This is a genomic window from Vagococcus sp. CY52-2 (genome assembly GCF_022655055.1).
Classification (GTDB): domain Bacteria; phylum Bacillota; class Bacilli; order Lactobacillales; family Vagococcaceae; genus Vagococcus.
The window spans coordinates 734895-749377 of record NZ_CP093384.1; the positions used below are offsets into that span (position 1 = coordinate 734895).

The window sequence follows — 14483 nt, forward strand, 5'->3', positions numbered from 1 at the left end:
GAAAAAGGTATGATAAAATTGAACAGATGATTAGAGATCAAGATAAGGAGAGTTAATATGTATCAATTTCTATTAACCCTAATGTTAGTTTTATCCATTTTAATTATTATTGCTGTGATGATGCAACCAAGTAAGCAAAATAGTGCTGCTAGTGCGTTTTCAGGTGGTGCAACTGAATTATTTGGTAAAACAAAAGCTCGTGGGTTTGAAGCATTTATGAAACGTGCAACAACGGTTATGGGTATTGCATGGGTTGCAGTGGCTATTGCGCTTGCGTATTTGTCATCAAAATAATGTTAATGTATCTCCTGTTATGACAGGAGATTTTTTTATTGTTATAATAACTTAGCAGATATGTTTGAAGGGAGTTAAATAAATGAAAATAGAACCATTTTATTCAAAAGTAAGCAATAAAGCTGTGTTATTATTCCATGCTTATACAGGGAGTTCAAATGATGTCAGAGCATTAGCTAGAAGAGTTGAAAGAGCAGGTTATTCTGTTTATGCTCCAATGTTTACAGGTCATGGGACAAATGATCCAATGGATATTTTAGAACAAACGTCTGATGTATGGTGGCAAGATACTAAGCGTGCGATAGACTTTTTAAAAGAAGAAGGACATACACAATTTGCTGTATTTGGTTTATCAATGGGTGGATTATTTGCAATGAAGTTGCTTGAAACTTATCCTGATTTATTTGTTGGTGGAGGAGCATTTTCTTCTCCACTTGACCCAACGGATACAACCAATATTTACCCTAATTTTTTGAAATATTGTGAATACCGTTATGATCAATTAAATCTTTCAGTAGAAGAAAAAACACAAAAAATTGATACGATAAAAGAGCCTTTAGATACTCAACTAAAGGATATCAGTGGAACAGTCCAAACCGTTTATGACGGATTATCTGATGTAGAAAAACCAATTTTTCTCGCACAATCAGCCAAAGATGAAATGGTGCGTGCAGAAGGCGTTTATGATGCAGCAAGAGGTATGAAAAAGGCGTTTGTTGAAGTCCATTGGTATCCAAATAGCACTCATGTCATCACAGTGAGCCATGATAAAATTCAATTTGAACAAGATGTGGTTCAATTTATTCAAAAACTATCATGGGAATAGGAGGAAGTATGAGAAAAACATTAAAAGAAACAATTTTAGAGACAATGACCTCTAGTAAAAAAAAGTCATTTTCAGTCGAACAATTAGCAGAAATGCTGGATTTACAAAAAAGCAATGATTTTAAAGAATTAGTTCAAGTTATCGCTCAGATGGAAAGAGAGCAACTTGTGACGTTTAATCAAAAAGGAAAAATAAAATTAGTCACAAAAGAAACGGTTCTTGAAGGCGTGTTTCGTTCAAATGAACGAGGATTTGGCTTTGTTACGGTTGAGGGCGAGGATTCAGATGTCTTTATTAGTCGAGATGAGACTGGTTATGCTCTTGAAGGAGATAAAGTTGAAATCGAGATATTAAAAGCAGGTAATCCATTGGAAGACCAAGCACCAGAAGGAAAAGTAGTTAAAATTATTGAGCGAGGCATCAGCCAAATAGTAGGTATTTTTACACTCTTTACAGAAAGTGAGCAGCAAGAAACGGGTCTTTATGGTGTGGTAACACCAAAAGATAAAAAACTAAGTCGTTACAAAGTGTTTATTGCTTCGGAAGGGATTTTACCTGAAGATGGGAGTGTCGTGGCTGTCGAAGTGACGCACTATCCTGAAGTTGGCTATACTAATAGTTTTGAAGGATTAGTAAAACAAGTGGTTGGCCACAAAAATGATCCAGGAATGGATATTTTGTCGATTGTGTTACAGCTAGGAATTCCTACTGACTTTGATGAAGCCACATTAAAACAAGCAGAAGAATTACCAGATGAAGTATTAGAAAGTGAGTTACAGCATCGGGTGGATTTAAGAAAAGAAGTAGTTGTGACAATTGATGGAGCGGAAGCAAAAGATTTAGATGACGCCGTTCGGGTTGAGAAATTAGACAATGGCAATTACTTTTTAGGTGTGTATATTGCAGACGTGTCACACTATGTGACAGAAAATAGCCCGTTAGATGCTGAGGCAGGTGACCGCGCAACGAGTGTGTATTTGACTGATCGTGTGATTCCAATGTTACCTAGAAAATTATCAAATGGTATTTGTTCACTTAATCCAAATGTAGACCGCTTAGCCATGGCATGTGAAATGGAAATAAATGGTGATGGGGATGTTGTCTCACATGATATTTTTGAAACAGTGATTCATTCAACGGCTAGAATGACCTATGATGAAGTGAATGATATTATTGAAGGAACGAATGATGACACAATCAAACAATATAGTAAACTTGTTCCAATGTTTCATTTGATGAATGAGTTACACGAAATTCTAGAGAGCAAACGAGCAAATCGTGGGGCAATCTCGTTTGAAGATAGAGAAGCCTATATTGTGGTAGATGCAGAAGGTCATCCGGTAGATATAAAATTACGTACAAGAAAAGCAGCTGAAAGACTAATTGAGTCCTTTATGTTAGCTGCAAATGAAACAGTCGCGAAGACTTATACGGATAAACAATTGCCATTTATTTATCGTATTCATGAGCATCCAAAAGAAGAAAAAGTTCAGCGTTTCTTAGAGTTTATGACAAATTTTGGTATCATGGTAAAAGGGAAAAAAGATGCGGTATCACCAAAAGAGCTGCAACGAGTGTTAGACCAAGTGAATGGACGACCAGAAGAACCGGTTGTGAGTATGATGTTACTTCGCAGTATGCAACAAGCAAAATATTCGGAAGATCCAGTGGGTCATTACGGATTAGCCGCAGATGACTATACCCATTTTACTTCACCAATTAGACGTTACCCTGATTTAATTGTTCATCGATTAATTAAGTCATATGAAAAAGAAAAAGTAACAGATAAAATCAAGCAAAAATGGGATGAGTTAATTCCAGATATTGCGGATCATAGTTCTAAAATGGAGCGACGAGCAGTTGAAGCTGAGCGTGAAACCGATAAACTGAAGAAAACAGAATTTATGCAAGATAAAGTTGATGAAGAATTTGATGGTATTATCACATCTATTACTAAATTTGGTATGTTCATAGAATTACCTAATACAATAGAAGGATTAGTTCATGTTAATCAGTTGAAAGATGATTATTATCATTTTATTGAAACTCATATGGCGTTTGTTGGTGAGCGAACAGGTAAAGTATATAAAATCGGTCAAAAAGTTCGTGTGAAATTAACTAAAGCGGATGTTGACACACGAGAAATTGATTTTGACTTGTTATCAGCTGAACCATTGACCGAAAAAATTGAATTACCGAAAAAAAATAAAAAGTCATCTTCATCAAATCGACGCAAAGATCCAAAAAAATCATTTGGCAAATCAGATGATTCTAAAAAAGGAAAAAAAGGCAAGAATGGTAAAAAACCTTTTTATAAATCTGTGAATAAAAAACCGAAGAAAAAGAAAAAGTGAGGGATGACTCATGCCTAAAGGTGAAGGAAATTTAATTGCTCAAAATCGTAAGGCTCGTCATGATTATGCAGTATTTGAGACTTTTGAGGCTGGTATTGTGCTTCAAGGAACCGAAATAAAATCCATTAGACAACGCCGTGTTAACTTAAAAGATGGTTTTGCTAGAGTTCGTAATGGTGAAGCCTATTTAATGAATGTTCATATCAGTCCTTATGAACAAGGGAATATTTTTAATCATGACCCATTAAGAACACGGAAATTATTACTTCATAAAAAACAAATCATCAAAATTGAAACAGAAATGAAAAATCCCGGTGTGACGTTGATTCCGTTGAAGCTATACATTAAAGATGGTTTTGCTAAAGTGTTACTAGGGTTAGCAAAAGGGAAAAAGCAATATGATAAACGAGAAGATTTAAAACGAAAAGATATGAACCGTGAAATTAACCGAGCTTTGAGAGACAAACAACGTACATTTTAGTCGTTGTTTGTCTTTTTTTTACTAAGCATGTTAGCATGGGGAGACATAAGGATGTTGTTCCTTATACAGGCTCGGTATTTCTGAGCTGATGACACTTGCTAAAGTGGATTATCAAACGATCAAAGTTTAATTCTTTGTGTAAAGATAATCATTTTGGAAGGTGTCTTTATACTTTTTTTATGGAGGTGACTAATTAGGGGGGGTAAAGTAAGACTTTTTAAAAACAACTGGATTAACAAAGAGGTTAAATTTCATTATTTTGAGTATGTTTTAACCAAGTTTTCATTTGTCAATTTTTTTGTATGAAAGTTGTGAGAATTCTACTGATTTACTTTGTGTTATTTATCATTTGGTGGTATTATAGTTTCGATAGTAACAGTCTATCGATGTATTCCTATGTGGAAAAATGTATGTATCAAAAAACATTTTTTCATACACTGTTACAGAAGCTAAAAAACTTCTGAATTTGTTTTAATATTGAGAAGAAAAGGGGTGAAATGTGGTGGAAGAAAAATCCTGGTTGTTTACCATTGGAGGTTTAACATTTGATGGAACGGTCGTAAGTATGACTATATTAACTTGTTTGATTGTCTTTGGATTAGTGTATTTTTGTACACGAAACTTAAAGCTTAAACCTACTGGTAAACAAAATGTCATGGAAGCACTTGTTGACTTTGTTCGTGGTATCGTAGGTGATAACGTTGAGAAGAACGAAGTAAAAGAGTACCATTTATTGGCATTTACTTTTTTCATGTTTGTGCTAGTATCAAATACTTTAGGACTCATTACAAAAGTGACTTTATTCCCAAGTGATGTATCATTATGGAAGAGCCCAACCGCTGATCCAACCGTAACTTTGACACTCGCATTTATTGCGATTATTTTGGCTAATTATTATGGGGTCAAAAAACAAGGTGTTAAAGGTTACTTTGTTAATAGTTATATGAAACCAGTCGGCTTTTTATTACCAATCAAGTTAATAGAAGAATTTACTAATGTATTAACACTTGGTTTACGTCTTTACGGTAATATTTTTGCAGGTGAAGTGTTACTATCGTTAATTGCAGGGTTAGGATCAAGTAGTCCAACGAAATTTATTTTGGCTCTGCCACTTGAAGTGATATGGCAAGCCTTCTCGCTTTTCATTGGTGGAATTCAAGCATTTATTTTCGCTACTTTATTGATGGTTTATATCTCACATAAAGTAGAAGTAGAAGAAGTATAAGTAAACGTATAAAAACATTTTTAGGAGGAGAATTGTTATGCAATATATTGCAGCAGCTATCGCAGTTTTAGGAGCTTCTATCGGAGCAGGTTATGGTAATGGTAAAGTTATCTCTAAAACATTAGAATCAATGGCACGTCAACCAGAATTATCAGGTCAATTAAGAAGTACTATGTTTATTGGGGTTGCCTTAATTGAAGCGATTCCTATCATTGGTGTCGTTATTGCCTTATTATTATTATTTAAATAACATATACAAGCAAGGGTTAAAAAGTTGTAATTAAATGAAAGTCAGGGAAGGATGTGTCGTAATCACATGATGAATCAATTAGTGATTGCAAGTTCTGGACAAACAACGTTTAGTACCATTTTATTTGTCTCTGTTTCATTTCTTGTATTGTTATTAGCGTTAAAGAAATTTGCTTGGGGACCTCTAACAAAGATGTTAGACGAACGAGAAAACAAAATAGCTGGCGATATTGATAGTGCAGAACAATCAAAAATAGACGCTGCTAATTTAGCCAAACAAAGAGAAGTGGAATTAAAAGAAGCTCGTACTGAAGCACAAAGTATTATTGCTCAAGCAAAAGATGTTGCTGAGAATAATGCTCATGCGATTATTGTAGAAGCTCAAGAACATGCAACAAGAATGAAAAAACAAGCCAAAGAAGATTTACGTCTTGAAAGAGAACGTTTATTGGCGGATGCTAAAAAAGAAGTCGCAGACTTATCTGTTGAAATTGCTTCTAAAATACTTAAAAAGGAATTGTCAGCTAGTGCTCATCAAGAGTTGGTTCAATCAAGTATTGATAAGCTAGGAGTTGATGACAATGAATAAGAAATTTAGTGTCGCAAGAACTTATGGTAAAGCGTTATTTACCGAAGCAACTCAATTAAATATGATAAATGAAATCTACCAAGAGTTATTACAACTTAGAGAAGTTTATCATGAAGTACCAGATTTAGGCGATATACTATCAGATGATCGTTTATCCATTTTTGAAAAAGTGAATATTGTAAAAGATTTAGAAAATAGTTTTAGTGATACATTGGCCAAATTTATTCATACGGTTTATGATTATGGTCGTATGAATGAAATGCTTGATATTATTGATGAGTATGAGCATCTTTATTATGATCAATTTGGTATCATTGTAGTAAATGTAACCACAGCTGTTGCATTATCACTTGAACAAAGACATGACTTAGAAAAACGTTTGGCAAAACAATTTCATGCAAATAAAGTTGTTTTACGACCAAAATTAGACCCAAGCATAATGGGTGGAATGATTGTCGAATCAGAACATCGAATCATTGATCAAAGTGTGAGAACAGAATTAAATAATATTCATGCTAAATTATTGGCTTGATGTTTATGTTTAACGACAAGGTGAGAGGTGAGATACATGAGTATAAAAGCGGAAGAAATTAGTTCGCATATTAAACAACAACTTGCTAAATACGAAGAATCGTTAACAGTAGATGAAGTTGGAACAGTTTCCTATGTTGGTGACGGTATTGCTCGTGCTTACGGATTAGAAAATGCCATGTCGGGAGAATTATTGGAGTTTGATAATGGTGTTTATGGTATGGCTCAAAACTTAGAAAATGATAGTGTCGGTATTATCATTTTAGGGGATTTTGAACAAATACGTGAAGGCGACAAAGTAAAACGTACACGACGTATTATGGAAGTACCTGTTGGTGAAGCATTAATTGGACGCGTGGTTAATCCCTTAGGACAACCTATTGATGGTATGGGCGAAATCACTACAACCAAAACACGACCAATTGAAGCAGCAGCTCCTGGTGTTATGGCTCGTAAATCAGTATCAGAACCACTACAAACAGGATGGAAAGCAATTGATGCATTAGTACCAATTGGACGTGGACAACGTGAGTTAATCATTGGTGACCGTAAAACTGGTAAAACCACCATTGCGATTGACACAATTTTAAATCAAAAAGATCAAGATATGATTTGTATTTACGTTGCGATTGGTCAAAAAGAATCAACTGTACGTAATCAAGTTGAAATCTTAAAAAAATATGGTGCAATGGACTACACAATTGTTGTGTCTGCCAGTGCATCACAACCAGCCCCATTACTTTATTTAGCACCTTATGCTGGAGCAAGTATGGGTGAAGAATTTATGTATAATGGAAAACACGTATTAGTCGTATATGATGATTTATCAAAACAAGCAGCAGCTTATCGTGAAATTTCATTACTATTACGTCGTCCACCAGGTCGTGAAGCGTTCCCTGGGGATGTCTTCTACTTACATTCTCGTTTACTTGAAAGAGCAGCGAAATTGAGTGATGAATTAGGTGGCGGATCAATGACTGCCTTACCATTTGTTGAAACACAAGCGGGAGATATCTCTGCCTATATTCCAACAAACGTTATTTCTATCACGGATGGACAAATCTTCTTAGAAAGTGATTTGTTCTACTCAGGTGTTCGTCCTGCGATTGATGCTGGGTTATCAGTATCACGTGTTGGGGGATCTGCTCAAATCAAAGCAATGAAAAAAGTTGCAGGTACACTTCGTCTTGATTTGGCAAGTTACCGTGAGTTAGAAGCCTTTACTCAATTTGGTTCTGATTTGGATGAGGCAACTCAATCTAAATTAAACCGTGGTAAACGAACTGTTGAAGTACTAAAACAAAATGTGCATGAACCATTGGCTGTTGAAAAACAAGTCTTAATTCTTTATGCCTTGACTCATGGATTTTTGGATACTATTCCTGTAGTAGATATTTTACGTTTTGAACGTGAATTATTTGAATACGTGGATAATAACTATCCAGCAATCTTTGATACGATCCGTACAACAAAAGGATTACCAAATCCAGAAGATATGGATAAAGCAATTGATGAATTTAAAGGAATTTTTAGTTCTAGTGAATTCTCTGTTGCAGACGAAGTAAAACAATCTTAGAAAGTGGTGATTGAACATGGGCGGCTCACTTATTGATATTAAGAAGAGAATAGCTTCAACAAAAAAGACCAGTCAAATTACAAGTGCCATGCAAATGGTCGCAGCTTCTAAATTGACGAAATCTGAACAATCATCAAGACGCTTTCAAGAGTATGCTTCTAAAGTAAGAAGTATGACAACTCATTTGGCTTCTTCACAGTTAACTGCGATAGATAATTCTGATTTTTCTGGTTTTGAGCAAGAGATGGAAATGTATCAGCAAATGCTTATTGCTCGACCAGTTAAAACAGTTGGATATATTGTAGTAACTTCTGATAAAGGTTTAGCAGGTGGTTATAACAGTTCAATTTTAAAAAACATGTTAGAAATCATCAAAAAAGACGAAGAAGACGGCATGAATGTGGTGTTAATGGCTATTGGAGGAACAGGTTCAGATTTCTTCAAGCATCGTGATTTACCAGTCGCTTATGAATTAAGAGGATTAAGCGACTACCCAAGTTATAGTGAGGTAAGACGTATCGTAAACTCTGCTTTACAAATGTATAATAGTGAGATGTTTGATGAATTGTATGTATGTTATAACCATCATGTTAATACACTATCCTCATCGTTTAGAGCAGAAAAAATCTTACCAATCGTTGACTTAGATGCTAAAGAAGCTGAAACGTACGAACAAGAGTATACTCTTGAACCTTCAGCAGACGCTATTTTAAATACGTTACTGCCCCTTTACGCTGAAAGTTTAATATATGGAGCAGTTTTAGATTCTAAAACTGCAGAGCACGCTGCCCGCATGACTGCTATGAAGAGTGCCACAGAAAATGCGACAAATATCATTGATGATTTGACCATTTCTTATAACCGAGCACGTCAAGCAGCCATTACAGAAGAAATCACAGAAATTGTTGGTGGAGCAGCTGCTTTAGAATAATGACGGGGAGGAATTGTTGAGATGAAAGTAGGAAAAATAGCCCAAGTCATTGGTCCCGTTGTTGACGTGGCTTTTCCATTAGACCAAGCATTACCTGATATAAATGATGCGTTAATCGTTTATAAAGCTGGAAGTAAAGATAAAGTTGTGTTAGAAACAACTCTTGAAATTGGTGATGGAATCGTTCGAACAATTGCAATGGAATCTACAGACGGACTACAAAGAGGAATGGAAGTTCTTCATACAGGAGGTCCTATCAGTGTTCCAGTTGGTCCTGAAACATTGGGTAGAGTCTTTAACGTATTAGGTGAAACTATTGACTTAGGTGAACCTATTGGAGACGAAATTGAAAGAGATAGTATTCATGCAAAAGCACCTGCTTTTGATGAATTAAGTACAAACTCTGAAATATTAGAAACAGGAATTAAAGTTATCGATTTACTAGCGCCTTACTTAAAAGGTGGTAAAATTGGACTGTTCGGTGGTGCCGGAGTAGGCAAAACAGTGTTAATTCAAGAGTTGATTAACAATATCGCTCAAGAATTAGGTGGATTATCAGTGTTTGCCGGTGTTGGTGAACGTACGCGTGAAGGTAACGACCTTTACTTTGAAATGAAGGAATCTGGTGTTATCAAGAAAACAGCCATGGTGTTTGGACAAATGAACGAGCCACCTGGTGCCAGAATGCGTGTAGCTTTAACTGGTTTGACTATGGCAGAATATTTCCGTGATGAAGAAAAACAAGATGTGTTACTATTTATTGATAACATTTTCCGTTTTACTCAAGCAGGTTCTGAAGTGTCAGCTCTTTTAGGACGTATGCCTTCAGCCGTTGGTTACCAACCAACGTTAGCAACTGAAATGGGACAGTTACAAGAACGTATCACTTCGACAAAAGATGGATCAATCACATCAATTCAAGCGATTTATGTTCCTGCCGATGACTATACTGACCCGGCTCCAGCAACAGCCTTTGCGCATTTGGATGCAACAACTAACTTGGAACGTCGTTTGACAGAACAAGGGATTTATCCAGCGGTAGATCCGTTGGCATCATCTTCAAGTGCCTTAGAGCCAGATATTGTTGGTGAAGAACATTATAAAGTGGCCACAGAAGTGCAACGTTTATTACAACGCTATAAAGAATTGCAAGACATTATTGCGATACTTGGTATGGATGAGTTAAGTGATGAAGAAAAAGTAGTAGTAGGACGTGCTAGACGTGTCCAATTCTTCTTATCACAAAATTTCCACGTGGCTGAGCAATTTACAGGACAACCTGGTAGCTATGTACCATTGAATGAAACAATTAAAGGATTTAGAGCAATCTTAGACGGCGAATATGACCACTTACCTGAAGAAGCCTTCAGAAGTGTTGGGCGCATTGAAGAAGCAGTTGAAAAAGCAGAAAAAATGGGCTACTAACAAGGAGGGAAAGTCATTATGAGTACCTTTATGGTTAATATTGTTACGCCAGATGGATTGATTTATGAGCACGAAGCAAAATTTTTGGTTGCAAATACTCAAGCAGGTTCGCTTGGTATTTTGCCCAAACATTGCCCGTTGATTGCCCCTTTAAAAATTGATGCTGTACGGATTGATAGAGAAGAAAATGTTAACGACTGGGTTGCAGTAAATGGTGGCGTTATTGAAGTGCGTGACAACGTGGTTTCAATTGTTGCTAACAGTGCTGAAACAGGAGAAAATATTGATATCTCACGAGCTGAACAAGCTAAGAAGCGTGCAGAACAAAAAATTGAAGCTGCTAAAAACGAGCAAAATCAATCGATTGATATGGCTAGGGCTGAAATAGCACTCTATCGAGCGTTAAATCGGCTTAATGTGGCGAATAAAAGAAGGTAAAGAAACATTTGTTTCTTTACCTTCTTCTCTTTTATAATGAAAGTGGAGGTGAGGATATGTCAGTTTTTGGAATTGATGCGTTAGTTAGGATCTTGAGCCATTTTATTTTTATTTACTTAACCTTTTGGACGTTAAATTCGTTGCGACTTGATGTTCTATTTAAAAAAGGAGTACAGTATGATAGACAAATCCGTTTAGCATATGTTTTTTTATCTGTAGCAATTGGGTTTCAAGTGAGTAACTTCTTTTTAGAAGTAATTTTTCTAGTGCGAAATTTTTTTGAGGGAATGGTTCTCTAAGAAAATTATTAGGAAAATATGAATGAATTTCTTTTTCCATAAAATCATGGTATACTGATTAGGATTTGTAATAAGTTCCTTATATTTATGGAGGGAAAAATTAATGGAATATATAGCAGTTCGCGGTGGAAATCGCCTAGAAGGAAGCGTTAAAATCGAAGGAGCAAAAAATGCTGTATTGCCTATTTTAGCGGGAGCATTACTTGCTAATAAAGGAAAAACAACTATTACCAATGCGCCAATTTTGTCTGATGTATTTACAATGAATAATGTCATTAAGTATTTAAATACAGATATCGAATTTATTGAAGAAGAAAACACGATTAAAATCGATGCAACAAAAGAATTAGAAACAGAAGCCCCATTTGAATATGTTAGCCAAATGAGAGCCTCTATTGTTGTGATGGGACCACTTTTAGCTCGTACTGGTCGAGCTAAAGTTGCCATGCCTGGTGGTTGTGCAATTGGAACACGACCAATTGATTTACATTTGAAAGGGTTTCAAGCATTAGGAGCTAAAATTACGCAACAAAATGGATACATTGAAGCTGTTGCTGATGAATTAGTTGGTGCCAGAATTTATTTAGACTTTCCAAGTGTGGGTGCCACTCAAAATATTATGATGGCTGCTGTCCGTGCAAAAGGGACAACAGTGATTGAGAATGTTGCAAGAGAACCTGAAATCGTCGATTTAGCCATCTATTTAAATAAAATGGGAGCTAAAATCGTTGGTGCTGGGACAGAAACGATTCGCATTGAAGGGGTAACTGATTTATACGGGACAGAGCATAGCGTGGTGCAGGATCGTATTGAAGCCGGGACCTTTATGGTAGCAGCAGCTGCAACGCAAGGAAATGTTTTTATTGAAGATGCTGTGGCAGAACATAATAGTCCGCTGATTTCTAAATTAGTGGAAATGGGTGTAGATATTATTAATGAACAAAATGGGATTCGTGTCATTGGACCAAAATATTTGAAACCAACGGATATTAAAACACTACCACATCCTGGGTTTCCAACAGATATGCAAGCACAAATGAGTGTCTTGATGGTATTAGCCTCAGGGGATAGTGTGTTAACAGAAACTGTTTTTGAAAATCGATTCCAACATTTAGACGAATTACAACGTATGGGTGCTAAATACCGTATTTCCAATAGTGTGGCTTATATTAGTGGTGTTCCAAAGCTTCAAGGAGCACAAGTTAGTGCAACAGATTTACGTGCAGCAGCAGCTCTGATTATTGCTGGATTAGTTGCAACAGATGAAACACGAGTGACTAGATTAGAGCATTTAGACCGTGGATACTATAAATTCCATGAAAAATTAGCCAACCTTGGTGCAACAATCGAAAGAGTTGATGAAGATGTTGCTCATGAATCAATGGCAGAAGTAGTAAGTTAAGCTCTATAATGAAGGAGGAAATTTAATTGAGTTCAATAACTAAAAGAGTAGTCATACAATTGATGCTAGTTATTTTTGTGATTCTATTATTGATTGGATTATTTTTCCTAGGTATTTTTATAGGGTATGTCTATGTTGGAAAAGGGCAATCAAGTGATGCCTTTAATCCATCGACATGGCACCATATACTAGATTTTGTAAAATAACTAATGACCATCAACTCTTATGTTGGTGGTTATTTTTTAAATTGTTAGGAAGATATGATGAAAAAAATTATCATTTTACCTGTTCGTTTTTATCAAAAATTTATTTCTCCTTTATTTCCTAAAAGTTGTCGTTATCATCCAACGTGTTCTCAGTATATGATTGATGCGGTAAATTATCATGGAGCGATTAAAGGATTTATCATGGGTACGGCTCGTATTTTAAGATGTCACCCTTTTGTTAAAGGTGGCATTGACTATGTACCACCAACATTTAGCATCAGGAAAAATCCAGATGAGACATATCGTGGACCATATAAAAGAGAAAAAAAATAAATGACTTAAAAGTTAACTTAGACCTTTTTTATTAACGGTCTATTTTTTTATTTTAGAATTGTCTGAAAATTCTGTTGACTTATATTTAATATTAACTTATATTAATAAATAACTTATTTAATTCTAATAAAGAAGTGAGGAAAGTAAAATGAAAAAAATTCTAGGAATGCTTATGGGTGCAACGTTATTGTTATCTGCTTGTGGAACACCGGGTGGAGGAACTGCTCAAAATACGAAATCACAAAAAGATGCTGATACAGTCAAAATTGGTTTAAACATGGAATTATCTGGTGCAGCTGCTGGGTATGGTAACCAAGAAAAAGAAGGTGCCGAACTTGCAGTGAAAGAAATCAATAAAGCCGGTGGGATTAACGGTAAGAAAATTGATTTAGTTGTCAAAGATAATAAAAGTGATACGGCCGAAGCAGCAACAATTGCAACGAGTTTAACAACAAGCGACAATGTCATTGGAATGATCGGTCCAGCAACATCCGGTGCGACAAAAGCAGCTAGTCCAAACGCAACAAAAGCCAAAGTCCCAATTATCACACCATCTGGGACCGATGATTCTATTACAGTAAATAATGGAACAGTTCAAGAATATATTTTTAGAACATGCTTTCAAGATTCTTTCCAAGGGGTTATCTTAGCTAACTATGCAACTGATAATTTGAAAGCGAAAAAAGCAGTGATCATTGGAGACGTATCAAGTGATTATGCAAAAGGATTAACTAAATCATTTAAAGAGACATTTAAAGGTGACATTGTGGCTGATGAAAAATTTAATGCGAAAGATAAAGATTTTAAAGCCATTCTAACAAAAATAAAAGACAAAGATTTTGATTTTATTTACTTACCAGGCTATTACGAAGAAGCTGGTTTAATCATCAAACAGGCACGTGAAATGGGAATTGAACAGCCAATTATCGGGGCTGATGGATTCTCAGATTCTAAATTAATTGATATTGCTGGTGATGAAAATATGAGTAATATCTACTATACGGCTCATTTTTCTGAAAAAGCACCTGCTTCAGATAAAGTAAAAACATTTATTGAGACATTTAAAAAAGAGTATGGTAAAACACCAAGCTCATTTAATGCGTTAGCATATGATTCTGTTTACATGGTTAAAGCTGCTTTAGAAGCTGAAAAAGAAAATACAAGTGAAGCATTAACAAAAGGTTTAGCAACATTAACAGACTTTGAAGGTGTGACAGGTACCATGACAATGGATAAAAATCATAATCCGAAAAAACCAGCTGTTGTAATCGGACTTGAAAAAGGCGAAGAAAACACAGCAGAAGTGGTAAATCCGTAAAAAATC

17 protein-coding genes are annotated in these 14483 nt (G+C 35.5%); all 17 read left to right on the top strand.

Translation table 11 applies throughout. From position 1 onward, the window contains the following. Positions 1-57 precede the first annotated feature (57 nt). Positions 58-294: a preprotein translocase subunit SecG gene (gene secG, locus MN187_RS03735; protein ID WP_117972084.1), complete on the top strand. Its 237-nt coding sequence runs from the start codon at positions 58-60 to the stop codon at positions 292-294. 82 nt (positions 295-376) lie between these two features. Beyond that, complete coding sequence (locus MN187_RS03740; RefSeq protein WP_242094340.1) at positions 377-1120, top strand: alpha/beta hydrolase; 744 nt, start codon at positions 377-379, stop codon at positions 1118-1120. 8 nt (positions 1121-1128) lie between these two features. Continuing rightward, a complete protein-coding gene (rnr, locus tag MN187_RS03745; RefSeq protein WP_242094342.1) occupies positions 1129-3474 on the top strand; it encodes a ribonuclease R in 2346 nt (781 codons plus the stop codon). A 10-nt stretch (positions 3475-3484) separates the two neighbouring features. After that, complete coding sequence (gene smpB / locus MN187_RS03750) at positions 3485-3955, top strand: SsrA-binding protein SmpB (RefSeq protein WP_117972087.1); 471 nt, start codon at positions 3485-3487, stop codon at positions 3953-3955. A gap of 502 nt (positions 3956-4457) precedes the next feature. Next, positions 4458-5180: a F0F1 ATP synthase subunit A gene (gene atpB, locus MN187_RS03755; RefSeq protein ID WP_117972757.1), complete on the top strand. Its 723-nt coding sequence runs from the start codon at positions 4458-4460 to the stop codon at positions 5178-5180. A gap of 37 nt (positions 5181-5217) precedes the next feature. Next, on the top strand, positions 5218-5430 hold the full coding sequence (gene atpE, locus MN187_RS03760) for an ATP synthase F0 subunit C (protein WP_071456694.1): 213 nt from the start codon (positions 5218-5220) through the stop codon (positions 5428-5430). A 66-nt stretch (positions 5431-5496) separates the two neighbouring features. After that, positions 5497-6018: a F0F1 ATP synthase subunit B gene (atpF, locus tag MN187_RS03765; protein ID WP_158559324.1), complete on the top strand. Its 522-nt coding sequence runs from the start codon at positions 5497-5499 to the stop codon at positions 6016-6018. Then, positions 6011-6550: an ATP synthase F1 subunit delta gene (atpH, locus tag MN187_RS03770; protein ID WP_158559326.1), complete on the top strand. Its 540-nt coding sequence runs from the start codon at positions 6011-6013 to the stop codon at positions 6548-6550. Before atpF ends, atpH begins: the two co-directional genes overlap by 8 nt. Before the next feature lie 36 nt (positions 6551-6586). Then, positions 6587-8125 carry a F0F1 ATP synthase subunit alpha gene (gene atpA / locus MN187_RS03775; protein WP_117972090.1) on the top strand — a complete coding sequence of 513 codons (1539 nt, stop codon included), beginning with the start codon at positions 6587-6589 and terminating at the stop codon, positions 8123-8125. A 16-nt stretch (positions 8126-8141) separates the two neighbouring features. Next, positions 8142-9056 (top strand): F0F1 ATP synthase subunit gamma, encoded by a 915-nt coding sequence (locus MN187_RS03780; protein WP_117972091.1) that lies wholly within the window; start codon positions 8142-8144, stop codon positions 9054-9056. A 21-nt stretch (positions 9057-9077) separates the two neighbouring features. Next, positions 9078-10481 carry a F0F1 ATP synthase subunit beta gene (atpD, locus tag MN187_RS03785; RefSeq protein ID WP_117972092.1) on the top strand — a complete coding sequence of 468 codons (1404 nt, stop codon included), beginning with the start codon at positions 9078-9080 and terminating at the stop codon, positions 10479-10481. Positions 10482-10499: 18 nt separating this feature from the next. Further along, positions 10500-10919 (top strand): F0F1 ATP synthase subunit epsilon, encoded by a 420-nt coding sequence (locus tag MN187_RS03790; protein WP_117972093.1) that lies wholly within the window; start codon positions 10500-10502, stop codon positions 10917-10919. 56 nt (positions 10920-10975) lie between these two features. Continuing rightward, positions 10976-11218 carry a DUF1146 family protein gene (locus MN187_RS03795; protein ID WP_117972094.1) on the top strand — a complete coding sequence of 81 codons (243 nt, stop codon included), beginning with the start codon at positions 10976-10978 and terminating at the stop codon, positions 11216-11218. 103 nt (positions 11219-11321) lie between these two features. Then, the gene (gene murA / locus MN187_RS03800; protein ID WP_117972095.1) at positions 11322-12620 is read left to right on the top strand and encodes a UDP-N-acetylglucosamine 1-carboxyvinyltransferase; all 1299 of its coding nucleotides are present in this window, start codon (positions 11322-11324) and stop codon (positions 12618-12620) included. Positions 12621-12646: 26 nt separating this feature from the next. Then, positions 12647-12826: a DNA-directed RNA polymerase subunit beta gene (locus tag MN187_RS03805; protein WP_117972096.1), complete on the top strand. Its 180-nt coding sequence runs from the start codon at positions 12647-12649 to the stop codon at positions 12824-12826. A 57-nt stretch (positions 12827-12883) separates the two neighbouring features. After that, positions 12884-13159: a membrane protein insertion efficiency factor YidD gene (gene yidD / locus MN187_RS03810; RefSeq protein WP_241698893.1), complete on the top strand. Its 276-nt coding sequence runs from the start codon at positions 12884-12886 to the stop codon at positions 13157-13159. Between the two features lie 148 nt (positions 13160-13307). Next, complete coding sequence (locus MN187_RS03815; RefSeq protein WP_117972098.1) at positions 13308-14477, top strand: ABC transporter substrate-binding protein; 1170 nt, start codon at positions 13308-13310, stop codon at positions 14475-14477. The last annotated feature ends 6 nt before the right edge of the window (positions 14478-14483 follow it).